Origin of the sequence: Paramixta manurensis (genome assembly GCF_013285385.1) — a bacterium.
Lineage (GTDB): Bacteria > Pseudomonadota > Gammaproteobacteria > Enterobacterales > Enterobacteriaceae > Paramixta > Paramixta manurensis.
This window is the reverse complement of the sequence record NZ_CP054212.1, coordinates 3,858,826-3,883,895: the sequence shown is the minus strand read 5'-3', so window position 1 is coordinate 3,883,895 and position 25,070 is coordinate 3,858,826. Positions and strand designations below refer to the sequence as shown.

At 52.3% G+C, this 25,070-nt stretch carries 23 protein-coding genes and 2 pseudogenes; 15 read left to right on the top strand and 10 right to left on the bottom strand.

Going from position 1 to position 25,070, the window contains the following annotated elements; all coding sequences use genetic code 11:
* Position 1: 1 nt before the first annotated feature.
* From PMPD1_RS18725 to PMPD1_RS18690, 8 genes are all read right to left on the bottom strand, one after another.
* Positions 2-544 carry an SIS domain-containing protein gene (locus PMPD1_RS18725; RefSeq protein ID WP_173635468.1) on the bottom strand — a complete coding sequence of 181 codons (543 nt, stop codon included), beginning with the start codon at positions 542-544 and terminating at the stop codon, positions 2-4.
* A gap of 1 nt (position 545) precedes the next feature.
* Positions 546-1,451 (bottom strand): phosphogluconate dehydrogenase (NAD(+)-dependent, decarboxylating), encoded by a 906-nt coding sequence (gnd, locus tag PMPD1_RS18720; protein WP_173635467.1) that lies wholly within the window; start codon positions 1,449-1,451, stop codon positions 546-548.
* Between the two features lie 330 nt (positions 1,452-1,781).
* Complete coding sequence (locus PMPD1_RS18715) at positions 1,782-2,396, bottom strand: NAD(P)H-binding protein (RefSeq protein WP_173635466.1); 615 nt, start codon at positions 2,394-2,396, stop codon at positions 1,782-1,784.
* A 1-nt stretch (position 2,397) separates the two neighbouring features.
* Positions 2,398-2,889 (bottom strand): heme utilization cystosolic carrier protein HutX, encoded by a 492-nt coding sequence (gene hutX / locus PMPD1_RS18710; protein WP_173635465.1) that lies wholly within the window; start codon positions 2,887-2,889, stop codon positions 2,398-2,400.
* 34 nt (positions 2,890-2,923) lie between these two features.
* Positions 2,924-4,237: a heme anaerobic degradation radical SAM methyltransferase ChuW/HutW gene (gene hutW, locus PMPD1_RS18705; protein ID WP_173635464.1), complete on the bottom strand. Its 1,314-nt coding sequence runs from the start codon at positions 4,235-4,237 to the stop codon at positions 2,924-2,926.
* A gap of 15 nt (positions 4,238-4,252) precedes the next feature.
* Positions 4,253-5,080, bottom strand: coding sequence for a heme/hemin ABC transporter substrate-binding protein (locus PMPD1_RS18700; protein ID WP_173635463.1), 828 nt, complete (start codon positions 5,078-5,080; stop codon positions 4,253-4,255).
* Positions 5,081-5,088: 8 nt separating this feature from the next.
* Positions 5,089-7,221 (bottom strand): TonB-dependent receptor plug domain-containing protein, encoded by a 2,133-nt coding sequence (locus PMPD1_RS18695; RefSeq protein WP_173635462.1) that lies wholly within the window; start codon positions 7,219-7,221, stop codon positions 5,089-5,091.
* Positions 7,222-7,351: 130 nt separating this feature from the next.
* Entirely contained in the window at positions 7,352-9,049 is a 1,698-nt protein-coding gene (locus PMPD1_RS18690; RefSeq protein ID WP_173635461.1) for an SgrR family transcriptional regulator, read from the bottom strand.
* Positions 9,050-9,154: 105 nt separating this feature from the next.
* On the opposite strand from PMPD1_RS18690, the gene PMPD1_RS18685 reads away from it, so the two are divergent.
* From PMPD1_RS18685 to PMPD1_RS18670, 4 genes are all read left to right on the top strand, one after another.
* On the top strand, positions 9,155-10,177 hold the full coding sequence (locus tag PMPD1_RS18685) for a Gfo/Idh/MocA family protein (RefSeq protein WP_173635460.1): 1,023 nt from the start codon (positions 9,155-9,157) through the stop codon (positions 10,175-10,177).
* Between the two features lie 20 nt (positions 10,178-10,197).
* Positions 10,198-11,151: a Gfo/Idh/MocA family protein gene (locus PMPD1_RS18680; protein WP_173635459.1), complete on the top strand. Its 954-nt coding sequence runs from the start codon at positions 10,198-10,200 to the stop codon at positions 11,149-11,151.
* Positions 11,152-11,372: 221 nt separating this feature from the next.
* Positions 11,373-12,206 (top strand): RNase A-like domain-containing protein, encoded by an 834-nt coding sequence (locus PMPD1_RS18675; RefSeq protein WP_173635458.1) that lies wholly within the window; start codon positions 11,373-11,375, stop codon positions 12,204-12,206.
* A gap of 2 nt (positions 12,207-12,208) precedes the next feature.
* The gene (locus tag PMPD1_RS18670; protein ID WP_173635457.1) at positions 12,209-12,526 is read left to right on the top strand and encodes a contact-dependent growth inhibition system immunity protein; all 318 of its coding nucleotides are present in this window, start codon (positions 12,209-12,211) and stop codon (positions 12,524-12,526) included.
* Positions 12,527-13,201: 675 nt separating this feature from the next.
* Here the strand turns inward: PMPD1_RS18670 and PMPD1_RS18665 are convergent.
* The gene (locus PMPD1_RS18665) at positions 13,202-14,422 is read right to left on the bottom strand and encodes an MFS transporter (protein WP_173635456.1); all 1,221 of its coding nucleotides are present in this window, start codon (positions 14,420-14,422) and stop codon (positions 13,202-13,204) included.
* A 581-nt stretch (positions 14,423-15,003) separates the two neighbouring features.
* Here PMPD1_RS18665 and PMPD1_RS18660 point away from each other — a divergent pair.
* The 11 genes and pseudogenes from PMPD1_RS18660 to PMPD1_RS18615 all read left to right on the top strand — a co-directional run.
* Positions 15,004-16,227, top strand: coding sequence for an ester cyclase (locus PMPD1_RS18660; protein ID WP_173635455.1), 1,224 nt, complete (start codon positions 15,004-15,006; stop codon positions 16,225-16,227).
* A 68-nt stretch (positions 16,228-16,295) separates the two neighbouring features.
* Complete coding sequence (locus PMPD1_RS18655; protein ID WP_173635454.1) at positions 16,296-17,087, top strand: SDR family NAD(P)-dependent oxidoreductase; 792 nt, start codon at positions 16,296-16,298, stop codon at positions 17,085-17,087.
* 14 nt (positions 17,088-17,101) lie between these two features.
* Positions 17,102-18,304, top strand: coding sequence for an MFS transporter (locus tag PMPD1_RS18650; protein WP_173635453.1), 1,203 nt, complete (start codon positions 17,102-17,104; stop codon positions 18,302-18,304).
* A complete protein-coding gene (locus tag PMPD1_RS18645; RefSeq protein ID WP_173635452.1) occupies positions 18,291-19,028 on the top strand; it encodes an alpha/beta fold hydrolase in 738 nt (245 codons plus the stop codon). The genes PMPD1_RS18650 and PMPD1_RS18645 overlap by 14 nt, the downstream gene beginning before the upstream one ends.
* The gene (locus PMPD1_RS18640) at positions 19,010-19,792 is read left to right on the top strand and encodes an HpcH/HpaI aldolase family protein (RefSeq protein WP_173635451.1); all 783 of its coding nucleotides are present in this window, start codon (positions 19,010-19,012) and stop codon (positions 19,790-19,792) included. The genes PMPD1_RS18645 and PMPD1_RS18640 overlap by 19 nt, the downstream gene beginning before the upstream one ends.
* A 10-nt stretch (positions 19,793-19,802) precedes the next feature.
* Positions 19,803-20,957 (top strand): cupin domain-containing protein, encoded by a 1,155-nt coding sequence (locus PMPD1_RS18635; RefSeq protein ID WP_173635450.1) that lies wholly within the window; start codon positions 19,803-19,805, stop codon positions 20,955-20,957.
* Positions 20,958-21,113: 156 nt separating this feature from the next.
* Positions 21,114-22,511, top strand: a complete 1,398-nt coding sequence (locus PMPD1_RS18630; protein ID WP_173635449.1) for an NAD(P)/FAD-dependent oxidoreductase — start codon at positions 21,114-21,116, stop codon at positions 22,509-22,511.
* Positions 22,508-23,719 (top strand): NAD(P)/FAD-dependent oxidoreductase, encoded by a 1,212-nt coding sequence (locus PMPD1_RS18625; protein WP_173635448.1) that lies wholly within the window; start codon positions 22,508-22,510, stop codon positions 23,717-23,719. The genes PMPD1_RS18630 and PMPD1_RS18625 overlap by 4 nt, the downstream gene beginning before the upstream one ends.
* A gap of 138 nt (positions 23,720-23,857) precedes the next feature.
* Positions 23,858-23,959 (top strand): annotated as a pseudogene (locus tag PMPD1_RS22805) (STM2901 family protein); the annotation flags it as partial.
* 61 nt (positions 23,960-24,020) lie between these two features.
* On the top strand, positions 24,021-24,353 hold the full coding sequence (locus PMPD1_RS18620) for a DUF1493 family protein (protein WP_173635447.1): 333 nt from the start codon (positions 24,021-24,023) through the stop codon (positions 24,351-24,353).
* A gap of 95 nt (positions 24,354-24,448) precedes the next feature.
* A pseudogene (locus PMPD1_RS18615) lies at positions 24,449-24,601 on the top strand (type VI secretion system tube protein Hcp); the annotation flags it as partial.
* A gap of 80 nt (positions 24,602-24,681) precedes the next feature.
* Here PMPD1_RS18615 and PMPD1_RS18610 read toward each other — a convergent pair.
* Positions 24,682-25,047: a DUF1937 family protein gene (locus PMPD1_RS18610; RefSeq protein WP_173635445.1), complete on the bottom strand. Its 366-nt coding sequence runs from the start codon at positions 25,045-25,047 to the stop codon at positions 24,682-24,684.
* Positions 25,048-25,070: the final 23 nt, after the last annotated feature.

Sequence of the window (25,070 nt, the reverse complement as noted above, 5' to 3'; positions counted from 1 at the left end):
GTTACTGCAAATTCGCGTGGCGTTTATCCAGATTGGCGTCAGTCTCACCGCGCCGTTGTTGAATTAAGCGGGCGATTGCATCGCCGATAATCAAAAGAGTTTGTTCAAATAACGAACCGGCATGCTGATCGGTCATGACGCTAACGCGTGCCGGAAGATAAAGCGCGATATCGGTCTCCACTTCAGGCGCCGGTTTGGCGCTGATTAACGCCACTTTGGCACCGGCCTGGCGCGCTGCCCGAATATGGGACAGCGTGGTTTGCGTTTTGGCGGAAGAGGAGACCGCAACCAGGAGATCGCCGTGACCAATCGCTGGCGTATTGCTCTCACCGGCAACGTAGACCTGTAATCCGATATGCATCAGGCGGATGGTGATAGCTTTAATCATCAGCCCCGAACGCCCCTGTCCGCTAAAGAACAGCCGGGGCGCGCGGTCAATATTTTCCGCCAGCGTTGCCAATTGGGTGGCATCCAACGCCTCGGCCATGGCCGATAATTCCTCCACTACGCGGGTTAATTGCGGTTTAACATTTAACGCGGTCATTTTACTGCCCTCCGCTGCGTTTCACGGCGTGTCCGCCAATCACACCGCGCAGGGCGGCGATGCTTTTCAGGGTTGGCGAGTCTTCTTGTTGTGAGCTGAAACGGGCTTGTAGCGCGGCGCTAATCGCAGGCGTAGGGACACGTAGCCGGATGGCTTCTTCTACTGTCCAGCGGCCCATGCCTGAATCGGCGGCGTAACCTTTAATACCGGTTAGCGTGGCATCGGGTTTTAACGCTTCCACCAGTTTCTCCAACAGATGGGAGCGAATTGAGCAGCCGTTCTGCCAGGCTTCCAGCGTTGCTAGCACGTCGACCTCAATATCCGACGCCATCAATAGTTCATAGCCTTCACCGTAGGCTTGCATCAACGCGTATTCGACACCGTTATGTACCGCTTTGGTAAAGTGACCGGCGGCGCTATTGCCCACCCGAGCCCAGGCATTAGGCGCGGCCAGCGCGGTAAACAAAGGCGTTAAGCGCTCAAATACTTCAGGCGTGGCGCCAACCAGCAGACCACAACCTTCGCGTGCGCCCTGTGTACCACCACTTACTCCGGCGTCTACCAGCGTAATACCTTGTTCATTTAGGTTTTTTGCCCGGCGAACCGTATCGCGAAAATCGGAGTTACCGCCGTCAATGACGGTATCACCGGCACTGAGTAGTGACTGCAGGGAGAGCATGACGTTTTCAGTGGCTTGCCCGGGCGGCGTCATTACCCACAGCGTGCGCGGCGCGGGCAATAGCGCGATAGCCTCTTCGATACTGGACGCGACATTAATGCCTTGATTTTGCGCCTCCGCCAGCGCGCCAGGTTCGCGATCAATTGCGATGACTTCGTGACCGGCCTGTTTTAAACGTAAAACCATCGCGCCGCCCATCTTGCCCAGGCCAATAAAACCCAGTTTCATATTGTGGTCCTTTTAAAAAGAGTGAATTTATTAAACGTTATTCTTTTGCGAATAAGAAAGTAAAGAAGTAAATAAATTTCAGAGGGTATGGAGTAGCTGAAAATAAATATCGGTAAGTGAAAATAACCGCTTGGAAAATTAAGTGTGATGGCGATCGCTAAAAAATATTATTATTTATTTGCGTGTGGAAAGGATATTTCTCTGGGGCGTGGAAGGTTATGATTAATAGATGAGCGCTTTCTGTTCTTTTTGATGCCTGTAATGCAACGGCGTTTCTTACATTCTACCGGCGAGCGGGTTAAGGGCCATCAGTGTGGCCCCTTCAATGCATCACAGCGTAGGATCAACCAGACTATAAACCTGATTATTCAGCCGCGGCTGTTCAAGCAACGCCTGAATAGTCAGCGCAACATCTTGGCGATTGACCATTCCATGAACTTCCTGCTGTTGATAACAACGCGCATTACCGCTGCTCTCGCCGTTAAGTAAACCGCCGGGGCGCAAAATGGCATAGTCTAATGGGCTGGTTTGTAGCCAGACTTCCGCCAATGACTTTTCGCGCACCGCTGCGCCAAACGCCGCTTTCGCGCGTGGCGATAAGGTGGGCCAGCTATCTCCGCAGCCCAGTGAGGTCACCATAACCATCCGTGAGATAGCGTGATTAACCGCACTATCAATCACTGTGCGATGCGCCAAATAATCGTCTGTACCGCCGAGCGTAGATATTATTGCCGCTGCTGAACCGGCCAACTGACAGACACGTTCAACAGCGGCGGGATCGCAGGCATCGCCTTGTATCACCTTAACGCCGCGTGCGCTGAGGCGTTGCACCGCCTCAGTATTCCGTACCAGCGCGACCACCGGGCGTGCCTCCTGTTGCGCCAGTTCCAACACGCAAGCGCCAACGCCTTGACCGCCGGCGCCAAACAGTAACCAGGTTTGCATATTATTCCTCTTTTAGCTGGGCGCTGAGCGCTCTAAACGCCGCGAGTTGATCGCCTAATAGTTGCCGATGGCTATCGCGCCCGATAAAAATCTTGAACATCGCTTCGCCCGCCGCGTTAAAAAACAGCGCCGAGGCGGTATCCATTCCCATAAACTTACGCTCGATCAGCGCGATCGCGTGGCAATTTTCCGCTTTAATGTGCCCGCTAAGGCCGTTTTTACCGCGTAAGTTAAAAAAACCGTGACGATGAAAACCGCTGGGCAACTCGCCGCTAAACTCAAGGATCACATCGGCAGTATGCACCAATGTTGTCACTTGTCCCCAGGTGGTAATCGCATCCCAAACGGTATCGAACCGGCTGCCGGGGACCAGCGTATGGTCGGGAACCAGTTTGACCACTTCCAGCAATGAGGTTTGGTAACGTTGGGCGATACTTTCCAGGGTGCCATCCGGCTGCGTTTGCATCAGGTCAGAGAGTGATAAAGCGGTCATCGGCTTGTTCCTTGTAATAGGTTAATAATTAACATTATTTGGTGTTTAAAAGCGGGATTAACTGTTGCAACGCCTGCAGAAGATTACTGGCCCAGTAACGCCCTTCACGGGTTAGCCGCAGACAGTGCGAGGTATCGCGCGTTAGACCGGCGTGGTGCCACTGATCTAACAGTGGCTGCAACGTCGCGGCATGGTCGGTGAGTTGGTTGAGAGGGACGCGTCCTACTTCAATACCGGCCTGCAACTGGTGGTGCCAGCGGCTGTCATTGCCGGGGCTTTCCATCAGCATCATCAGCGGCTTCTGTTGTTGGTCGATTGCCTGGTAGTAGCGCTCCAGATTACGTTCAACCATCCATGCATAGCCATTGAGTGAGCCGCCTGCGCCCGAGCCTAGCGCCAGACAATCAGCTCCCTGTTTAATCAACAAGTTATATAAATTACGCTCGCGGGTGGTACGCGCCCAGTGGCTATTGCTGATGTGGTTCCATCCGGCGTCGGCTAAGACCTCACACCCCATCAGATAGAGATCGCGTCGCTCGAGATGATCGGGCAAGGTGACGCGTTGGTTGGCGACCGCTTTGCCGAGTGGCGTGGAAGGCAACAGATTGAGGGCGTATAAGTCAACGCCGTCCAACCCAATCTCCTTCACTATCGCCAGATCCTGTTGCCAACTCTGCGCATCTTGGCCCGGCAGGCCAAACATCAAGTCACACACCACCGAGGCGCGGTCATGCCGCACCAGGCTTTCCATAAAACGCCGCGCTTGCTCCCCATCGGAAGTGCGCCCCATTCGTTGACGAATAGCGCTGTTAAAGGTTTGAATACCGACAGAAAACCGGTTGGCACCCGCATCAAGACTGGCGCAAATGCGTTCCTCATCGAAATGCATTACCCGTCCTTCCAGGGTTATTTCACAATCCGGCGCTAATGGCAGCGTCTGACGTAACTGGCTAATAATGCGATACAAATCGCTGGCTGCCAGCGCGGAAGGCGTGCCGCCGCCAAAATAGATCGCGTGGATCGGGGCCGATTGATGCAATGCACTGTGGGCTTCTAATTCCAGCTCGCGCAGCAGATAGTCCGTATAGCGGGCGCAAGCCTCGGCGCGGTAGCTATTTTGATAAAAGCCGCAAAAGGTACAGTGGGTCGCGCAAAAAGGAATGTGCAGATAAACCAGTCTCTTACGCGGTGGGGCGGGCGTAGCGAGTAGTTGCTGCCAGCGTTCCTGAACGGACTCGGCCGGAACCGGAACCGCGCTGCGCCACGGCATCGTTGCCCGGCGTTCGCTAAAAGGTTGCGCGCCGGTTTTGGCATACCAGGCAGTTAAATCGATCGCAGGTGATGTCATAAAAAGGTCTCTGTTTTAATCGCGAAAGGTCGGATAAAAGCGTTGATTAAGCTGTTCCACCGCATCTGCAACGCGCGGTCCCATACCTAAAATCAGCGCTTGATCGATGCTGACGATACGTCCGTTGCGCCAGGCGCTGGTGTGGCGAATACCGGGCAGGCTATCGAGAGCGGCGGTTTGCGGGCTTTGTTGTGTTACTACAATGACCTGCGGATCGGCGGCGATCATCGCTTCACCGCCCCAGCTGGCGTATTGCTTTTGTGAGGCGACATTGTGACCGCCTGCCAGCCGCAATATGCCATCCGCTACACTCTCGGTCCCCGCCACCTGAGCCGAACCTCCGCCTGGCGCAAGTAAAAACAGCACTCTGACCGGCGTTTTCACTGTGGCGATGCGCTGCGCAACCTGCGCGAGCCGTTGCTCAATATCCGCCGCTAACGCTTCCCCGCGCGGGCGTAGCGCAAGCGCTTCGGCCACCGTACGGATGTTTTCCAGCAGGCGATCGGGCGTGGCGGGCGTGCGCGGCAAGGTAACCACTCGCACGCCAAGCCCGGCGAGGGTATCCAGCGCCTGGCGCGGTTCGGCATCTTGCCAGGTAATCAACAACGTGGGGCGCAGTGAGAGCACACTTTCAACGCTGAGCTGCTTCCAGATACCGACGTGGGGTAAAGCCTCAGTTGGCGGTGGATAAAGGGAGGTTTCATCTACGCCAACCACGCGTTCGCCCGCGCCTAATGCATAAACAATTTCCGTCAGCGAACCACCGATCACCACCACGCGCTCCTGTGCGTGTGCCAGGCCGCAGACGAAGCTGAGCCATAAGCTGAGAAATAGCGTCTTCATCGTGAGCCTCAGAACGTCACGCCAAAGCCGACTGCCACGTTAAAACCGGCGGCGGGCAGGCTTTCATGCGCGGTTCGATAGCGTTGATTGGTGAGGTTATTCAGATCCAAACTGAGCTGATAGCGATCTTCCGCCCCGAACCGACTGCTCAACGTTGCATTGAGCGTAGACCAGCCTGGATTGCGAATGCGCGTTGCGCCGGTGTCGTCTGTTGCAGCCGAGGCGGCGCGTAAAAACAGATCGCTGCTTAAATCGAAATGGCTAAACAGGCGGGTATGCTTTACGCCCAAACGTCCGGTTAAAGTGGGTTCGCCGGTGTGCCTGGTATTAACCTTGTCTCCCGTCAGTTCACGCCGCAGTAGCGTGCCGCTCAGATAAGGAGAAACCGGCCAGCCGTTATATTCGGCATGTAGTTCCATACCCCAGGTTTTTGCCTGATCGACGTTGGCGTAATATTGGTAGTTGCTACGTGAGGAGGCACGGTTCCCCTGACAAACCGCCTGGCCGGAGCAGGAGAGGGTAGCGATATAGTTGCGGGCGGTTGAGTAAAACAGGGCGCTATCAATAAACCATTGGTTGCCGTTATAGCGGGCGCCGAATTCAAGGTTATTCGAATGTTCGGCTTCCAGGTCAGGGTTACCATAGGTGACGCCGCCGCCAGCGGAAGTGATGCCAAACAGGTGCGTAATGGTGGGGTAAACGTAACCCTGAGCAAAGCCCATACGCAGCAAGGTGTGATTAAAACCGGAATAGCGCAGGCTGGTCGCGGCGACCAGCGCTTTATCATGGGTGGTTTGGTTGCCGTATTGCGCATCGGATTCGCCTTGTAGCGAGTGCGTCACATGCTCATTGCCGCCCAGTGATTTGGATTCCAGCCAATATTGCCGTGCGCCCAGCGTCCAACGCCAGTTATCGTTAATGGCCCACTCATTTTGACCAAATAATGCCAGGCTACTTTGTTCCCAATGATTATGCGACAGGCCCTGGCGTTGATAGTTAACCGCGCCGGGGAAGCCAGTACTACTGCCAGATGCGGTATTAGTGTTGGCGGTTTGCGCGACGCGGTCTTGCTGGTATTGCGTGCCGACAATCAGCGCATTATCACCCGGTAGCGCAAAATCGCTTTGTAGCGTTAAGCCACGTGTATTTTGTTTGTCATGAGTTTGCGTGCGGTTGGCGATAGTAAGATCGCCAATCAGGGGGCTGCCGCTGGGCGTGATCACCGTGACGCGGTTATCAAACTTACGCTCTAATACCTGTTGATAAGCATCCAGATGCACTTTACGGAGATAGCGTCCTTCCGCGGCGTAGTCGTAAAACAGGCCGACCTTTTCGCGTGCCAGTTTTGGCAGACGAACACTGAATTCTGCGAGGTCTGCCGCATCACTCCAGGTTTGCGTCGCCAATTTATAACGGTCCAGCGAAAGGCCGAATTTGTGTTGGTTAACCGTATAACCTAACCACAGTCCCTGTGCGTTGTTACTGAAATGGGTATCGGATAAGCGCCCGTCAGGTGTATGACGATCGCCATGATCGGCGTAGCTGCCATTAATGCGGTAATCGAACTGACCGAGACTGCCCCATGCAGCGGCAGATTCGCGCCAACCGTTAGTTGCGCTGTCATAAACTGCCCGGACGCTTCCGGCGAGCGGAGCATCGCCGCCTTTACGCGTGATAAAGTTCACCACGCCGCCGATCGCCTGCGATCCATACAGTACGGACCAGGGGCCTTTTACTACCTCAATGCGTTCGAGCGCAGAGTCATCAATCAACAGACCTGGACCGGACCCCATCCCGGCACGCTGGTAAGTGACCTCCTGACCATCGATCAGTACCAATACGCGTGACGAGGCTTCGCCACGAATACGAATTTGCTTGCGTCCCGCGAGCCCGTCATCGCTCACCTCCACGCCGGGAATATCACGTAACAGATCGGCGATGGTGTTGGCACCGCTGTTTTCTATCGTTTCAGCGTTAATTACTTGTACCGAAGCCGAACTGTCCCACAGCGAGGCGGCGGACCGGCTGGCGGTCACTACTATGCTCTTTTCTTCAGCCGATGACTCGGTGCTGGCGATGGCATCACCGCCAGCAAATAGAGGTAAGAGGGAGAAGAGGTATTTTCGAGAGGCCACTATCATCACCAAAAGTAATAATGCAATTAATTATCATTTGCATTCTTACTTGCGAGGTATGACCTATACCAGTCTTTTGTCGATGATTCTGCTATTAATTTGATTTATATCAATCATTTCAGCGTAACAGGACCAACTAGTTTTCGATGACTGGCGGAACCCACGCCTGGCAAAAATCAAACCAGCCGTAAGCGGTGAGCTTAATATCGTTTACGCGATTCGGCGTGCTGACCTGGTACTGATAGTTGAATAGCGGAGTTAAATAACCCTGCTGCATTAACTGCAAATAGAGCGTTTTTAACTGTTGATTGCGCCACTGAGGATCGCTATTTCCTTGTAGATGATCTAATGCGGCATAGAGCGGTACGGCATCCTGTTCCGCCAGAAAAGCAGGCCACATCATGTCCTGACGTAGCCAGCTTTCCAGCGTGGCCTCCGGCGCATCGCCCACCAGACGATCGCCCAACAGTAAATCGGCCTGCGCCAGTTGTGCTTGCTGGTGCCCATGCCGCACGGCGAGTAAACGTAGTTGGTATCCGTGTGCTTCCAGTTCACGCCGGAGCTGAAAGGCCATCATTTTGAGTTCGGGCTGCGGCGGATAGAGTAGCGTTAACCGTTGAGGGAGCGCCAGGTCAGCCGGTGCTGGCGCTGGAAGCGGCCAGCCGGGCAGCAGGGAATCCGTTGGGCTGATAATACCGTGTTCAACCGGCAAACGTGAGGTAATACCTGAGTGATGAATAAAGTGCTGCAACTGTTGCGCTTGCGTTGCCCGCAGCCATTTTCGTTTGAGGTTAACCGCCAAATAGCAAAACCCGAGGCTGGTTTGACGCTGAATAGGTTGAGCCGGTGAATGACGCGGTGGTTTACCAATCAAAATACGCGCCGATTCGCTACCGTTTTCCTCATTTTCGCCGCTACTTTGCAGCGGATCGATCCAACACTCAATGGTGTTCAGATAAGGATGGCGCAAATGATAATAAGGGTGCTTCTCCAGACGCAGCAATCGCGAGGTAAACAGGCTCAGCTTAAACGGACCGGCGCCCATTTCCGGATGGCGCGGGTGGGTAAGTAAGCACTGCATTTTCGCCAGCCGATAGGGCAGCCAGTAATCGGCGCGATGGAGTTCGAAGCGAATACATAACGGGTGCGGCGAAGAGATCTGTTTCACGCTGTGAAAGTGCGATTTACTGCGGGCATCGTCGGCTAATTGGCGCAAAATTTGTAAAATTTGCTCGGTGCTCATTGGCTGGCCGTTATGCCAGTGCAGACCGGTATGCAGCATAAAATCCCAGCGTGTTCCGTGTGCATCATGCGTCCAGTGATGGGCCAGATCCGGCTGCGGATAAGGGTTATCGGTGACGAAACGGGTCAAACCAGCATAGATATTGTGCGCCAGATGTTTTTCCGCCCGCCCGCGAATATTGAGTGGATACAGGCTGGTTAATTCACGGTAAAAGGGAATACGCAGCGTCGGAGATTCGGCTTGCCACTGCCCGCCCATATGCGGCATCAGCAGGTGTTGTAAATCATCGGTATCAAGATGCGCGAGGCGTAGCGCTGACTGAGGTGAACCTTGCCGCAACATCTGCTGAATAAACTGCTGCTTCAACGTTTCCGGATTATGCAGGCACTGTAATTGCGCCTGTTTACCGCGCCCGGAGTGTGCCTGCCAGGTAATCCATCTCTGCTGTTCAAAGTGGCGAATAATGGTGCGTACATGTCTTTCGCTACAGCAAAAAATTTCTGCCAGACGCCGTGCGGTAATGCCACAGGGACGGTCGCCCACTTCGCTGTAGAGTTTTTGATACTGCGCTAAACGTTGAATAGTATTCATGGTTAAACCCTGAACAGTTTCTTTTTATTGTTCATTATTTGCCCGGAAAATTCTATGGAAGACTGCGATTAAGTCATTCTGATTGCTGAAAAGGGACGTAATACCATGAATAAAGTACGCGTAGCCGTTGTTGGCGCCGGGATTTACGGCGCCAATCACATTCAGGCTTATGCCTGGAATCGAGATGTTGAACTGGTCGCGGTGTGTGATTTTAAACCCGAGCGTTTAGCTGCCGTTGCGGAAAAATTTGGCGTCAATACCTATACCGATGTTAACCAGATGCTGGCGCAAGAGAACCTTGATGCCGTCTCCATCGCGACGCCGGATGCATACCATCTTGAACCCGCGTTGGCGGCGATTATGCAAGGTAAGCATGTCCTGATTGAGAAGCCGTTAGCGACCACCATTGAAGACGCGCGCAAAATCATTGCCGCTGCCGAACAGCATAACGTTCGGGTCGCGGTGGATTACCATAAACGCTGGGACCCAGCGGCAATTAACCTGCGCAATGAATTACGGTTATCAACGACCGGTAGGCCAATTCGCGGCTATATGAGTATGGATGACGTGATTGATGTGCCGACCAAGTGGTTTGATTGGGCACATCACTCCTCGCCGGTTCACTTTCTGGGTACTCACTGTTACGACCAAATTCGCTGGTATATGGGCTGCGAGGTTGAGGAAGTGTATGCCGTGGGCAGTAAAACTGTCTTAAAAGAAAGGGGGATTGATACATACGATACCGTGCAGGCATTTTTGAAATTCGAAAACGGCTGTTACTGGACGGTAGAAAACTCGTGGATCTTCCCGTCAGGCTTTCCAAAAGCCAATGATGGCCGCACACAAATTCTGACCGAGCATGCTCTATTAAAAGCCGATTCACAAAATCGTGGCGTTGAGTTCTACAATGCGCATAAATGCCGCACGCCAAACTCCTATTTTATTATCGATAATAATGGCCGTCCGTTCGGATTTGGTATTGAGCCAATTAATGATTTTATTGATTGTCTCATTCACGATAAGCCATTTATCGCCACCGCCCAGGATGGCCTGGAAGCGGAAAAAATTGCCGATGCCGTTCACATCAGTTTAGAAACGCATCAGGCGGTTAAAATCGCCAAAGGATAATAACCAAATAGGAGCGAAGTATGGAAAAGCATTACGGCATTTTAAGTACCGCCTCAATTGTTCCTCGCTTTGTTAATGCGGTGCGTAATAGCGGCGAGGGGGATATTGTTGCTATTGCCTCGCGCTCATTAGATAAAGCGCAAGAAAAGGCGGCTCAATTAGGGATCGGGCGTTATTACGGTAGCTATCAAGAATTAATGGAAGATGAGCAGGTGAACATTATTTATGTCGCCACCATTAATAGTGAACATTACGCCAACTGTTTGATGGCGCTTGAGCATGGTAAGCACGTTATTTGCGAAAAACCGTTTGCACTCAAGAAACAGCAAGCGGAAACGCTATTTCGCCTCGCGCAGGAACGCCAGCTATTTATTATGGAAGCGCAAAAGGTGGTGTTTTTGCCGGTGATGGCGGCCATTAAGGCGCGCTTACAAGCCGGGAAACTGGGGAAGGTGCATTTAATCGATCTCACCAGCTCCTGTGAGGCGACCTATAACAACTGGCTGAGTTCGCTGGAAGCAGGCGGTGGTTGCTTGTACGGCAATGCCAGTTATTCCATTCAGATGCTGGCCTGGTTGTTTGACCGTATGCCGGTCTATCGCGCCGGTACCGCGATTAAGGCGGAAGGCGGAGCCGATGTGCAGTGCGTAATTAATTTAACCGTCGGTGATGACACATTAGTGGTCAGTAAGATCTCGACGCGGGTTAATGCAATTAATAAAGCTTTTATCTATGGCGAGTTAGGTTATATCGAAATCGCTGATTACTGGAAAGCGCGCGAAGCGATAATTCGCTACTATAATGGCGAAACGGAAGTGCTCAGCTTCCCTTGCCAATATGAATTGACGTATGAAGTGGAACATATCCATCAATGCCTCGACCAGGGTTTATTAACCAGCCCAATTATGAGCGAGCGCATGACGGTTAATACCACGGAAATGCTGGAGAATATACATAATCGCTGGTGCGAGTAGCATTGCTGCATTTTTTTAGCGTTGCCATCGCCGCCATCACCAGGTTGGTATCGCGCTGGCAACGCGATTTTTAGTTATTCAGGGTAGTTACAGGCTTTGAAGAGATTTATAGCGCAAAGGTAGACGGGTAGACCGACAGCAACCGCAAAAAGATTTACAGGGGGGGTAAATTCATTTTGCTGCTATTATTTCGCACATGTTCAACAGCAATGGATTGGCTTATGGATAATGATAATGGGTTGGTGATTGCCCTCTCCCCTGTCCAGATGGCAGCGGTACTTTCAGATAAGAGCATTAGCGAAGGTGAAACACTGAGTAACAGGCTATTCGGTGGCCTCGGTCTAGCCGGTGGGGTTGTTGAAATGTTCGGTGCTGGTGCTATGTGTGTCGTGCCTGAACCTACCATGTTGACAAAGGCCGGATGTGTCTTTGTCGGTACTCACAGCCTCGACGTTATCCAGGCATCTGTACGTCAGGTATGGACGGGGAGAAAGACTGACACTGATACCTATAATTCTGCTGTCGCTCTTGCCGAATCACTGGGTGCTGACAGAAACACGGCCATGAAAGTTGGTCTGACTGTAGATCTGGCAATCCCGGTTGGTTTTGCAATTGCCGTCGGTGCGGTTCGCGTAGCGGCTATTCGTAGCGGACGTATAAAACTGGCTGAACATGAGGCCATGACAGTACGTACGGGGGGCGGCCACACGCTGGAGCGGCACATTGGTAAAACGCCAGAAGAACTGTTTACGAGGCTGGAGCGAAGACCCTCATTACCAGCAACCAGCAGTTTCAAGAGTCTGCGAGAAGCAGAACAGCTTATATCTAAAGTCGTCGCCGATAACCGGAACCAGATTCAGATGTGGGTGAAGCACCTTCCGCCAGGAATGAATGCCAAAATGGAACTGGAGAGAGTCTTCTCTGGCCAGACGGGTATTCTCGTGTCCAGAGGTTCAACACAGGTCAAAGCCTGCTACAGAGTGCGGGTTGTCTTACGCTTTGAACACTGGCATGGTAAGCCGTATTTCGTTCTGACTGCGTTTCCAAAGGAATAGTAATGAAAAGGTTAAACCTTAATGAGCTGGGTTGCTTCATCACCATATACTTTGGCCAAGATTACGACCTTATTGACGATAGCGATGAAATAGAACCGAAGATTGACGCTTTTTTACAGGAATCACACAGAGCCAATCTGTATGGTCTGCTTGCTGATATCGATCTGCTAACAGATGAAAGTGATGATCTGGGCGCTGAGTTCATGGAACGATATGGAGACGAATTTGATCCTGAACTGTGGGGCACGACGCCCGCTGAATTTCTTCAACTGGTGAGGGATAAAGTGAGTTATGCCCTGAGAGATGAAGAAAGCCGGTAATACTCTCGTGCCCCCCTCGTCTGAAAGGGCGCATCATTAATAACGTCGATCCTGCTGAAATATCAATCATTTCATTGACTGCGATAATTTTGTTAATTATTTCAAATATTGCAACTATAATCACTGCATAAATATCAGGAGACAGTGATTATGACGGTAAGCGTACTGTGAGACTTGCAATTACCCACATCTATTCTCTCGAAATTTCAAAACCATAAAGAATGCCATTAAGCCGACGTAGTCCTCGCCAAAGCACTGTGTTTCCTGGAGGCGGATCGTTGGCTCTGGCTAAATATCTGCCTAACTGAGCAAGTTTTATAATATATCTCTGTAGGGGTGCGACATTTTCAGTTTTTTTATTGTCTTTGATAACATTATTAAGTAATTCACATTCTGCCTATGTGCTGCTTCACTTCTTAACCTTTCGGTCATCTAAACAAAGCACGCTGATTGTGACAATCCGATGAGCTCCATTAGGCATTAATCAATTAATGCAAAAGATCGATAATGGTTTATTGATAGTTTTTGACAATTTATTTTAGGAAGTCGATCGTTTATTGGTTGTTTTACAAGGATACTTACACGTTCCCGGGCAGAAACATGGTCTGGTAAAAGTGTAGCGATTTTAGGTGCGGTTATTTAGGCCGCGCGGTATTCGTTGCGCGGCCTACGAGGTTATTTGGTTAGCTCGGTGCTGAGGCCGATTTCACAGCGCTGGCTGCGGTGCTGAATCAGTTTCGCCGCCAGTGCGGTAAGTACCGCAGCGATGCAGGCTAACCCGGCAATCAGTTGATAACCGGCGTGAATGGTAAAATATTTCAGCATCAATCCCATTAATACCGGCCCCCAGAACATCCCGGTTGAGTAAATGGTTTGGAACAAGCCCATGCGTGCGGTTTGCTCTTCCGGTGAGGTATTTAACACGCTCAACGACATCATGACCGCAAAAGCCATCCCAAAGGAAAAACCGGCCAGCGCCTGGAAAAAGAAGATAACCGGATAGCTTTCCGACATTGAAACGCCCAACGCGGCAATGGCTTGCAAAATGGAGCCAACGACCGCCGTTTTTACCATGCCCAGACGTGGGTAAAACAGTGAGCTACATAACGCCACCGCCAGGGCATAGAACAATAAATGCAGATTACTTAACATCCCGATAGTAATACTGCTGCCGCCTAATTTAACGATATAGATTGGGGTTAACGTATCGCGCGTGGCGAACGGCACAATCAATACCGTGGCGCATAAGATGCCGACAAACCAAATGGTTTTATCGGTTAACTGCTCCCAGGCGCTACGCAGGCAGGTATCCAGCTTTGGTTTTTCCAGATGGCTCTCGCTCTCTTTAAGTAACAGCGAAATCGCTAAGGCCAGCAGTGCGGCAACGGCAGGAACCCAAAAACCAAACATCGGGTTCAAATTTTGCGTAATGAAACTACAGATAGTGTTACCGATAAAGACGCCGACCGGGCTAGCCAGCGCTAATACCGCGACGGCAGAGGGCGCTTCTTTGGCGCTGAAATAACGAATAAACATGATGTTATATAGCACCCAGGTTGCCGACGCGATGCCGGAGGCGGTTTTTGCTATATAGAGCGTGGCGTCATTGGTATAAAAAAAGGCAATTGGCCACAACACCATCGGTAATATCAGGCTAATTTGCATAAAGAATTTCCGATTATGCAACACACCAGACACCACACTTAACGGGAAACGCAGAAATACCGTCGCTAACCCGGTAGCACCCATGATCAGCCCGATCATTTCCGGGTCGAAATTGCGTTTCATCATAAATGATGAGAGAAACGCGTCGTAGCCATTAATACAGATAAAAAAGAGCAGGCTCATAATAAAAAAAAGACACGTCTCTTTCCGGGTAAATAGTTGCTTAAACATAGGCATATCCTGGTTAAATTATCTGGTGTGTTATTTCCGGCTACGGCGCTTTGTCAGACGGACGTGATCCTTCCCGGCCATTTTCCTGTGGCTACCCTCAATAAAAAAACAACAAAAAGCAACACTAATTTTCATTTTATTTGACAATAACCACATTAAAACCACACATAACACAGATTGGCAACGTCTGCGGTTTTGCCTGAAGATGCCGGGCGGAATGCGAAGCGCAGCGTCGGACAGCAAGCCTGGTGGATAAAATGTGTGCTGTATCACTGAACGTTAATTTTTTGTTGCGGAGTGATTGACGCCAGCAGTAGGTGGGCTTAATTTCAACTCAATTGCATTCGAATGCAAATGGACAGTAACCAAGGAAAAGATAGGGTTGTGATATTGATCACTAAATCGGCGTTGTTTGTAATAATTGTGTTGATTTGGTGTGTATTAAAGGCGATAAAATTGATTAATCAACACATAAACAACATCATTACAACAAAAGAACTCTCGCTGATAATATCGAGCGTCAGGTTTTTTTAGTTTATTGATCAATCAATTAATCGCCATAGCGACGACGGGAGCGACAAATGAATAAGCCACACGTTTTGAATGAACTGGTTGAAAGCAAGGACAAAGGGGAGCAAAAGCCGGTAACCCCGCGCGCTGCCGAGCAAGATAAGAGCGCCACCCCGTCAGCAAACCGCTTACCGCGTCAGTTGGATGATAGCCACATGCCAAAAGACTTTAGCATCTCATGGGATAGCTACAAGCGCGGCGGCACCGACCATTTCCTGTCGCAAAAACCGGCGCACCTCAAAGGCCATTCCATGAAGGGGTTTGAGGACGAATACGTCAACATTATTGATTACATTATCCGCATTACCCACCGCATTTGGGAAGAGGGCGATATTGGCTATATCTACGACACCTACAGCCATGACTGTAACGTGTGGGATGATGTGGGATTGCATGTGGGGCGTGACCGGGTAGTGGCAGGCACCGCGCGTACGTTGAATGCCTATCCGGACCTGCGAATTTTAGGCGATGAGGTGATTTGGGCCGGTGATGAAAATGTCGGTTTCCACTCTTCGCATCGTAGCTACATTATGGGCACCAATACCGGTTTCAGTGAGTTTGGCCCGGCCACCAATAAGCCAGTACGTTTCATGTGCATCGCCAACTGCGTGATGTTGGAAAACGAAATCTTTTATGAACACGTCATGCATAACACCGCCAGCCTGATTCAACAGCTTGGTTTCAACGTGTTCGATGTGGCGCGTGAAACCATGGAAAAACACGGCGCTGACAAGCTACCGCGTGATTTCATCTCCAGCGAGCCTTTCCGCGTTCCTGGGCAAGGTAAACCGGCAATGTTGGCGTTGGAAAAGGGCGCCAAACTGGATATTCGTCAGTTTATTAAAGCGTTCTATCAGAATGTGTGGAATCGCCGCATGCTGCGTTCGCTAACCGATTTTTGCTCGGAAAATATCCTTTATCAGGGGCCGACAGAGCGCACCTATCAGGGGCTGGGCAATTATAAATCCTGGATTCTTTCATTACTGTCGATGTTCCCGGATCTGACTTTCTCGGTTGACGATATTTACTGGATGGGGAATGACGCCAGCGGCTTCCTGGTTTCGGCGCGCTGGAGCGCGCAGGGTACGCATTTAGGTAATGGCGTATACGGCAAACCGACCGGTAAAGAGATCAAATTGGTGGGCATTAGCCAGTTCCGTATTCAGGATGGATTGATCCAGCAAGAGTGGTCAATCTTTAACGAGTTTGGCGTGATTACTCAACTGGTTTCCTAAACGAAAGTATTGGGCGGTAAGCCGCCCAATACACCTCTCCGTCATCCGCTGTTGCAGGTAAAACGATCATGGCTCATTTTGCAGATAACCGGCAGCGAACGTTGCCCTCCACCCCCACCTTTCGGCTGGACGGCAAAAAAGCGCTAGTCACTGGCGGCTCGCGCGGTATTGGTTTCGCCGCCGCGCTGGCGTTGGCCGAGGCGGGCGCCGAGGTGACCATCGCCGCCCGCGATGCGGCACAATTACAGAACGCCGTCACGGATGCCGCCGGGGCGGGGCTGACCCTCCATTCGCTGGTGCTGGATATTACCGCTACGTCGGTAGCCGAGGAGGTTCTCTCCACGCTGCCCGCACAAGACATTTTGGTTAATAGCGCTGGCCTGGCCCGCCATCAGCCTTTTGTTGAGGTGACGCCGGAAAATTATGATGCGGTGATGGCGGTAAACCTGCGCGCAACGTTTTTTGTTTCCCAATACATTGCCCGGGGAATGCGCGAGACCGGGCGCGGTGGGTCGATTATCCATATTTCATCGCAGATGGGGCATGTCGGCGGCGAACTACGCAGCGTGTATTGCGCTTCGAAGTTTGCGCTTGAAGGATTAACCCGCGCCATGGCGACCGAACTGGGGACCGATGGCATTCGTGTGAACACCGTTTGCCCCACCTTTATACGTACCGAACTCTCGCGTGATTCGCTGGCCGACCCGGCTTTCCATCAGCATGTGATGCGTAGCATCAAACTCGGCCGCCTGGGCGAGCCGGAAGACATTATGGGGCCGGTGGTGTTTCTCGCTTCACCCGCTGCCGCATTGATTACCGGCACTTCGCTGCTGGTGGATGGCGGCTGGACTGCAACCTAAACCTGGAGAAAACGATGAACGTACATTTACTGCGTCGTGATGTGCTGCTGTTTTTTATTATCAGCCTGCTGTTCTTCGTTAGCATCCATGCTTTCGACCCGTTTCTGGCGCCTTATATCACTTCATTAAATGTTGAAGCGCGCTCAATGGGCGTGATCATTGGCGCTACCGGGCTGGCGTCAATGCTGCTGCGGTTTCCGACCGGCATCCTTTCTGACCGCTTTCATAACCGTAAGCGCATCATCCAGATTGGCCTGTTATTCACCATTTTCGCCTGGCCGGTAGTGTTTATGCACCCGACGCCGGAAACGCTGTTTATTGCCAAGCTAGCCGATGGCGTCACCAGTGCGACCTGGGTGATTTATAACGTAATGTTTGTCGCCTTTTTCCCGCCGCTGGAAGCCGCTGCCGCTATCGCATTACTGAGCGTCACCTCGCCGGTAGGGACATTTATCGGTATCACGCTGGCCGGATTTATGGCGCGTCATTTTGGCCCGCAATCCAGTTTCCTGGTCGCTTCCAGCTCCGCGACCCTGGCATTGGTCCTGACCTTTTTTATTCGCGAACGGCGTCCGGCGCGAGTAAAAGAGGAGGAGCGAGTCTCTGCGGTTCGTCTACAGCTTACTGACCGTTCGGCATGGTATCTCGGCGGCCTGTGTGCGGTGGTAATGATGGTGCCCTTCGCGACCCGCGATACTTTAACCCCCTTACTGGCCGAAGGGTTTGGCATGGCGGCCAGTTCGTTGGCGGCGTTGAGTAGCATCCATCTCGGTTTTTATGCCTTAGCCACGGCGCTGTGCGCCCCGGTGTTTTACCGCCGTTTCGGTCTTGGGAAAACGGCGGTGGTCGGCGGTATTTTGCAGGGCGTAGTGGCCATTGCGATGCCGTGGTCGCCCAATATTTGGGTACTGTATGGCTTACAGGCATTAGCGGGCGCCTCGTTCGGCATGATCTCTACCGTGCTTAATTCGCTGATTGTGACGCACACGCCACCTTGGCAGCAATCGACACGCGTCGGGTTGTACCAAAGCATCTACTCTGCCGGTATTTTCTTCGGCCCGGTGCTGGTGGGCTATATCAAATATTACTTCGCGATGACTCAGGGTTTTATGGTGATCGGCCTGATCTCCATCCTGTCGGTGGTATTGGTGAGCCATGTGATGCGGATGGTTGAAGCACGTCGCGAACCACAGGCTGTGCAACATGAAGTTGCCTGACTCTGAGGGCTTACCGCTGATCCTGCTGGGCGGCACGCTATGCGATGCCGCTTTGTGGCAAGCGGTAAGCGATAAATTAACCGTGAGCGATATTCGCTGCATTCCGTTACAGGGCGCGCATTCCGCACAAAGCATGGCCGATGTGCTGCTGGAAACCTTGCCACCCCGTTTTTTACTGGCCGGCTTTTCTCTCGGCGCGATTGTCGCGTTACATATCATGGCGACTGCGCCGCAGCGGCTGGCCGGACTGGCGTTGATTTCGGTGAACCCGTTGGTCGACTCGCCAGAAAATATAGCGCCGCGTCGGCGTGCGTTAGCAGAGGCGCGAAGCGTAGGGTTGACCGCTTACCTTACCGAGGCGCTCTGGCCGCGTTATGTCGCGGCGCATCGGCTAGATGACGTTGCGCTGTGCCAGACGATTACCGCGATGGCGGAACGCTGTGGGTTGGCGGTGTTTGCTGAACAGACCGACATCGCCATGCATCGCCACGACCAGCGTTCGGCGCTCGGGCAGTTGCGCGTGCCGATAACGTTACTGAATGGCGCGGAAGACCCCATTTGTACGCCCTGGCACCACCAGGCGGTGGCGCAGGCCGCGCCCGACGCGCGCTGGCTTACCTTTCCCGCCTGCGGTCATTTTGTGCCGCTTGAAGAACCTGAATTGACGGCGGCGGCCCTACAACACTGGATTAATGAGGCTCAAAGATGCGACTTAACCCGCTAAAGCACCACGATAAACCGATTATCAATGGCTGGCTGGCGATCCCCTCCGGCTATAGCGCAGAAATTGTCGGTCATCAGGGATATGACGCAGTGACCGTTGATCTGCAACACGGCATGATTGGTTTCAGCGACGCGCTGACCATGTTACAGGCGCTCTCTTCCACACCGGCGATCCCGCTGGCGCGCGTTCCGCACAACGATCCGGCACAGATCATGCGCCTGTTAGATGCCGGTGCGTACGGCATTATCTGCCCGATGATCTCGAACGCCGAACAAGCCCGGCGCTTTGTCGCCGCTTGTCGTTATCCTCCGCTCGGCAACCGTTCATTTGGCCCGGCGCGCGGTTTGTTATATGGCGGAAAAGATTATCCGCAGCATGCTAATCAACAGATTCTTACCCTGGCGATGATCGAAACGCAGGAAGGTTTAGAAAACCTCGAAGAGATTATTGCGGTTGACGGTCTGGATGGCATTTTCATCGGGCCAAATGATCTTTCGCTGGTGTTAACCGGCAGCGCGGCGGCGGAATCGCAACATCCACAGATGTTGGCGGCAGTAGAGCGGGTCCTGACACAGACGCGCGCGGCGGGGAAAATCGCCGGAATCTTTTGTACTTCTGGCCGCGCGGCGGCGGAGCGTATTGCACAGGGGTTTCATTTTGTCACGCCCGCTAACGACGTGATGCAACTGATACAGGCTGGACGAGAGGCGGTGGCGCACGCACGCGGTGAGGCACTCCCGGCCCGTTCCGGCTCAGGTTACTAATGGAGGTTTTATGACTGATAACATCCTGACCCAACAAGAAGCGCGTCGGCGGCTGGTCACCCCGGATGATATGGTGTCATGCAGCGTGGCGTTTATTGACTGCCGTCTGCCCGGTTCCGATTTAAAACAGAACTACTCCTTTATTGGACCTGGCGTGACGCAATCCTCAAGCCAGGTGGTTAATATCCCACAGCCGCACGGCTTTAATATTGGCGCCGCCGCGATGCCGAAAGGCGTGACGAATAACCTCCATTTGCACTTTACCGCTGAAGTGTTCCTGATCCATGAAGGGAGCTGGCGGTTCCGTTGGGGCGCGCAGGGCGAGCATGAAGCGGAATTTAGCGCGCCCGCCATTTTAACTATCCCAACCTGGATCTTCCGCGGCTTTACCAACGTTTCCGCGCAGGAAACCGACGGCTGGGTATTTACCGTGTTGGGCGGCGATAACACCGGCGGCATTATTTGGCACCCTTCGGTGCTGGAGGCGTCGGCAGAATATGGTATGTATCTCAGCCGCGATAATATGCTGATTGATACCCATAACGGCGATGCGATCCCGCAAGAAGCGGATCTGATGCCGCCGCTGTCGGCAGAGTATATTGCTGAACTAAAAGAGTATTCGCCGCAGCAAATGGCAGAGTTTGCCGTCACTGGCGAGCAACGCGCCTGGTCATCACGCGCGCTCCTCGATGCGGTGTTGCCGGGACACGGCGCACAACTGGCGCCAGTAATTGGTTATGGCATCAGCCAGGATCGTGATATGCATCCGCGTATCGTGCGTCCACATGGCTTTTCGGTCGAGTGGTTAAAAATCCCGGCGGACGGACAGGTTGGCGCACACTGCTGCGAGCAAGTTCAGGTATTGATGGTGTTTAGCGGCACGCTGGAGATCACTTTCAATCGCGCAGGCGAAGAGGTGACGATAACCGCACCGCCGCGTTCCGTTGTCTCCATACCGGAAAACAGTTGGCGCCGCTATCGCGCGCTGGATGAAGCGTGTGAAGTGACGGTGACCACCCGTGGTGACGGTCGTAAGCGGGTGGTGTGGGATAAAGCGATTGTGGACGCGGTACAACAGCAAGGCTGGTGTCTTGACCCCGATGGCTATATTGCTCCCTATGAGATTTTACCGCCGAGCGCCCGGCGCCTGATAAATCGCGGGTGAGGTGAGGAAAACCGGGTGTGCTTTGCACACCCGGTTTTTTTGTTAGCGAGATAAACAAATTGTGTTTTGTTTGTGTGGTTTTTGTGTTGTTGTTAGTTGTTTTTAGTGTGGCTTTATGTTGTTATTATCGCATCTTCCGAACGTGAGTAAATCCTTATGGCACAGCAGAGCAACAATGTTGATGTGATTATCATTGGCGGTGGCGTGGTGGGCTGCGCCGCCTTTCGCCGCTTCACGCTCATGGGCGCGCGCACGTTATTATTGGAGAAGGGCGGCGATATTCTTTCCGGCGCCAGTAAGGCCAATAGCGCGATTTTACATACCGGCTTTGATGCGCCGCCCGATAGCCTTGAGTTGGATTGTATGCAGGCCGGTTACCGCGAGTATGTGGATATCCACACCAAAATGAATCTGCCGTTACTAAAAACCGGCGCCATCGTGGTGGCGTGGAACGAGGAGCAACTGGCTGAGTTACCCGCGATTGTTCACCAGGCGCACCAAAATGGCGTGACGGATGTACGGCAAATTAATGCGTCAGAGGTTTATCAGCGTGAGAAAAACCTCGCATCCGGCGCGCTAGGCGGGGTGTGGGTACCGGGGGAAAGCGTGATTGATCCCTGGAGCGCACCGCTGGCTTATATGACGCAGGCGGTGAAACATGGCGGCCAATACCGTTTTAACTGTGAAGTACAGGCGGCGACTTTCGTCGACGATGGCTGGCGGTTAAGCACTTCGGACGGCGAGTATCGCGCCAAACTGGTAATTAACTGTGCGGGTAATTATGGCGATCTGATTGATGGGTTGTGGCGCCACCCTGAGTTTCAGATCAAACCGCGTAAAGGGCAATTTCTGGTATTCGACAAACCGGCGGCTGAGAAAATTGAGGCGATTATTCTGCCGGTACCAACGCCGACCACCAAAGGCGTGCTGTTATCAAAAACCATCTTTGGCAATTTATTATTAGGCCCAACCGCTGAGGAGCAGCCAGAGCGCGATAAGGCGGAAGTGAATGAAACGGTATTGCACCAGTTGGTGGAAAAGGGACAGCGTATTTTACCGGCTCTAACCGATTACAGCGTTACCGCCACCTATGCCGGGCTGCGCCCCGCCACCGAGAAAAAAGCGTATCGCATTTTCGATTATCCCGAAAACCAATGGATCACGGTGGGCGGTATCCGCTCGACCGGCCTAACTGCGGCGTTAGGGATCGCGGCACACCTTGAAACGCTGTATCGCGAGCGCTTCCCGGCGCTGTTTGCGCTTGCGCCGCCCGCTGAGTTGACATGGCCGCAGATGCCGATGCTTTCTGAATATTCCGCGCGCGACTATACCTGTGCCGGTAACGGCGGCATTGTCTGCCACTGTGAGTTGGTGACCCGGCGTGAGATTGAGGCGGCGTTTGATTCCGCCGTTCCGCCCGAGTGTATTGGCGGCCTGCGGCGCAGAACGCGCGTCATGATGGGGCGCTGTAATGGCTTTTTTTGTAGTAACAACGTGGCTGAAATTATCAATGGCCGCTTTGAGAACACGCTGGTCACCGGGAAGGTAACATGAGCAGAATTTATGAGGTGATTATTATTGGCGCCGGGCCCTCAGGGCTGGCGGTCGCTCATGCATTAAATGAAGCGGGCATTAAAGATGTTCTGCTGCTGGAGCGTGAAAATCAGGCCGGCGGCGTGCCGAGACATTGCCGTCATCCCACTTTTGGCCTGCAAACATTTCATCGCCCAATGAGTGGGCATGTGTGGGCCGAAAAGTTGGTTAAACGCGTTGCATATCCGGTTCGTACCAACACTACGGTGACCGCGCTGAAACCCGGCGGCGTGATTGAGATAACTTCTGATAACGGTATGGAAACCTTGCAGGCGCGTAAAGTGGTATTGGCCACCGGCGTGCGTGAAACGCCGCGTCATGCGCGTTTGGTCAGCGGAGTCAGGCCACAGGGGGTGTTAACCGCAGGCGCCTTGCAGCAATTTGTTTATCTACGCGGCTTGAGACCGGGCGAGCAACCAGTCATTGTAGGAACCGAACTGGTGAGCTTCTCAGCGCTATGGACGCTGCGTAACGCCGGAATTCGACCGGTGGCGATGGTGGATGATAATCCGCGCCCGACCGCATGGCGGCCAAGCTTGTGGTTTGCCAAACTGCTGCGAGTACCGGTTTATCTCGGTCATCACCTGAGTGCGATACAGGGAGGTGAACGGGTACAGGGAATTGAGATAACCAATCAAGCCGGTGAAGTGAAGACTCTGCGCTGTGATAGCGTCATTTTTACCGGTAAATTTACCGGGGAATATACCTTGATCCGTAAAAGCCATTTAGCGAGTGATAGCTCAACCGGGCGTCCGCTGTTCGATCAGCACGGCTGCTGTTCCGATCCGCATTATTTTGCGGTCGGCAATATGACGCATCCGGCGGATATGGGCGATCAGTGTTACCAGGAAGGGAGGCGTGTTGGGCGCTATATTGCTGACGTTTTGCATGAGACGCAGGAAGCGGGTTCGCTCATTCCGGTACAGCATGATGATATTTTTCGTATCTCCGCTCCCAGCGTCATCCGCCGCGCAGGCGCGCTAGACGACGTGACATTTAATCTGCGCGTCGAGCATCCGGGTAACGGCTATATCGTGGTACGTAATGGCGACAAGGTGCTCTATCGCCGCCGCCATCACTGTATGCCCGAACGGCGTATTTTGCTGAAGCATGTTGATCTAACGGAAGTCATGACGCCGGGCGCATTGCGGATTAGTTTTGAAGGGTGAGAGCGGTGGGGGCTGGTTTGGCCCCTACCATCTAAAACCAGAATTTCCCCGAAATATTTTTCCCCCTATCTGATTACTCAAGGTGTACGATAAGCGAGCAAATCATTAGAGATTACATTAGAGATTACAGAGTTACTGATGGATACAGTAGAAGAACTAAACGGAACATACTTCTATGCGGGAAAATCGAATCTTACCGCCTCTGAACTCTTTTTCATGGTGTTTATTTTCAATACGGCTCACAGATCACCTACTGCGCTATACGTGACTATAACCGCGTAGCACGGGGTAACGATAAATTATGGTAGATGACATTGAGCAACGTGTATTTGCGTTGGCAAGGCGCTATAACGGTGTTTATTTGTTTAATAACGACAAAAAGCAAAAGCGGCTAACACTGGAAACTGACTTTGATACTGATATGCAGTTGGATGTTGGCGAAGCCGAAGATTTGATGGATGAATTCTTCAAAGCGTTCCGGGTTGAACGGGGCCACTTTAAGATTGAAACATACTACCCTGACGAGCCTTTTTCATGGAATCCGTTCAAGAAATTTTCCCCGATCCCCGTTCCAGATTTCACTATCGGTATGCTGATCGATTCAGCTAAAGCCGGGAAATGGTTATACGACTAACGCAAGGAGCTAAAGAAATGGCGGTACCTGTTCACCTAATCTTAAATGATGATGGCGGTTCCCAGATTATGGGATCTTGTGATGTTCATGGGCGTGTTAGTCATAGTCCACTGATGCACGATACCCGAAACGTAACCGGTACAGGGCACATGGAAGAGGTTTCCTTGAGCTATGAGAAAATCACCCATCTGTATAAAGACGGTAACATTCTTCACTCTGATGCGTGGAACGAGAAGAAACAAGCCTAATACCAGAGGGGCGTAATGCCCCTTTACTTTTCGTTGTCTTCAGTCTGAAGTGGTCAACAAAAACTGGCCCCCAGCGAATATTACGCCTGTAGCGGAAATTCGTCTTTAACGTCTGACCATAAGCTCACCCGCTGATTGCGGGCTTTAAAAAACTCAATTTCGCGCTGAATCCCGGCGCTTTGATCCCATCCAGGCAGATCAACAATAATTAACTCCTCCATCGCCGCCATAAATACCGCGTCGACTGGCGCCCAGCGTTTACCGACCTGGCTCTTTTCGGTGTGGGTAAACGCCAGGTTAATTGGGTGCGACATCGTGACCTGGCTAAAAACAAGGTTACCGGATTCAATAATCGTGGCGGCAACTTCATTACAGGCTACAAAGCGTGCGTTCACCACTTCCTGGTCGGCATGGCTATAAGGGCAGGCAAGAAAAATCTTTCTCATACAATACTCACGTTTAGTCAGGC

What these genes read in the sequence shown, in the direction of transcription:
- PMPD1_RS18630 (WP_173635449.1), top strand. Translation starts at nt 21,114, where the DNA reads ATGGCACAGCAGAGCAACAATGTTGATGTGATTATCATTGGCGGTGGC.
- PMPD1_RS18655 (WP_173635454.1), top strand. Translation starts at nt 16,296, where the DNA reads ATGGCTCATTTTGCAGATAACCGGCAGCGAACGTTGCCCTCCACCCCC.
- PMPD1_RS18695 (WP_173635462.1), bottom strand. Translation starts at nt 7,221, where the DNA reads ATGATAGTGGCCTCTCGAAAATACCTCTTCTCCCTCTTACCTCTATTT.
- PMPD1_RS18690 (WP_173635461.1), bottom strand. Translation starts at nt 9,049, where the DNA reads ATGAATACTATTCAACGTTTAGCGCAGTATCAAAAACTCTACAGCGAA.
- PMPD1_RS18610 (WP_173635445.1), bottom strand. Translation starts at nt 25,047, where the DNA reads ATGAGAAAGATTTTTCTTGCCTGCCCTTATAGCCATGCCGACCAGGAA.
- PMPD1_RS18715 (WP_173635466.1), bottom strand. Translation starts at nt 2,396, where the DNA reads ATGCAAACCTGGTTACTGTTTGGCGCCGGCGGTCAAGGCGTTGGCGCT.
- PMPD1_RS18665 (WP_173635456.1), bottom strand. Translation starts at nt 14,422, where the DNA reads ATGTTTAAGCAACTATTTACCCGGAAAGAGACGTGTCTTTTTTTTATT.
- PMPD1_RS18650 (WP_173635453.1), top strand. Translation starts at nt 17,102, where the DNA reads ATGAACGTACATTTACTGCGTCGTGATGTGCTGCTGTTTTTTATTATC.
- PMPD1_RS18645 (WP_173635452.1), top strand. Translation starts at nt 18,291, where the DNA reads ATGAAGTTGCCTGACTCTGAGGGCTTACCGCTGATCCTGCTGGGCGGC.
- PMPD1_RS18670 (WP_173635457.1), top strand. Translation starts at nt 12,209, where the DNA reads ATGAAAAGGTTAAACCTTAATGAGCTGGGTTGCTTCATCACCATATAC.
- PMPD1_RS18660 (WP_173635455.1), top strand. Translation starts at nt 15,004, where the DNA reads ATGAATAAGCCACACGTTTTGAATGAACTGGTTGAAAGCAAGGACAAA.
- PMPD1_RS18640 (WP_173635451.1), top strand. Translation starts at nt 19,010, where the DNA reads ATGCGACTTAACCCGCTAAAGCACCACGATAAACCGATTATCAATGGC.
- PMPD1_RS18725 (WP_173635468.1), bottom strand. Translation starts at nt 544, where the DNA reads ATGACCGCGTTAAATGTTAAACCGCAATTAACCCGCGTAGTGGAGGAA.
- gnd (WP_173635467.1), bottom strand. Translation starts at nt 1,451, where the DNA reads ATGAAACTGGGTTTTATTGGCCTGGGCAAGATGGGCGGCGCGATGGTT.
- hutW (WP_173635464.1), bottom strand. Translation starts at nt 4,237, where the DNA reads ATGACATCACCTGCGATCGATTTAACTGCCTGGTATGCCAAAACCGGC.
- hutX (WP_173635465.1), bottom strand. Translation starts at nt 2,889, where the DNA reads ATGACCGCTTTATCACTCTCTGACCTGATGCAAACGCAGCCGGATGGC.
- PMPD1_RS18635 (WP_173635450.1), top strand. Translation starts at nt 19,803, where the DNA reads ATGACTGATAACATCCTGACCCAACAAGAAGCGCGTCGGCGGCTGGTC.
- PMPD1_RS18700 (WP_173635463.1), bottom strand. Translation starts at nt 5,080, where the DNA reads ATGAAGACGCTATTTCTCAGCTTATGGCTCAGCTTCGTCTGCGGCCTG.
- PMPD1_RS18680 (WP_173635459.1), top strand. Translation starts at nt 10,198, where the DNA reads ATGGAAAAGCATTACGGCATTTTAAGTACCGCCTCAATTGTTCCTCGC.
- PMPD1_RS18620 (WP_173635447.1), top strand. Translation starts at nt 24,021, where the DNA reads ATGGTAGATGACATTGAGCAACGTGTATTTGCGTTGGCAAGGCGCTAT.
- PMPD1_RS18625 (WP_173635448.1), top strand. Translation starts at nt 22,508, where the DNA reads ATGAGCAGAATTTATGAGGTGATTATTATTGGCGCCGGGCCCTCAGGG.
- PMPD1_RS18675 (WP_173635458.1), top strand. Translation starts at nt 11,373, where the DNA reads ATGGATAATGATAATGGGTTGGTGATTGCCCTCTCCCCTGTCCAGATG.
- PMPD1_RS18685 (WP_173635460.1), top strand. Translation starts at nt 9,155, where the DNA reads ATGAATAAAGTACGCGTAGCCGTTGTTGGCGCCGGGATTTACGGCGCC.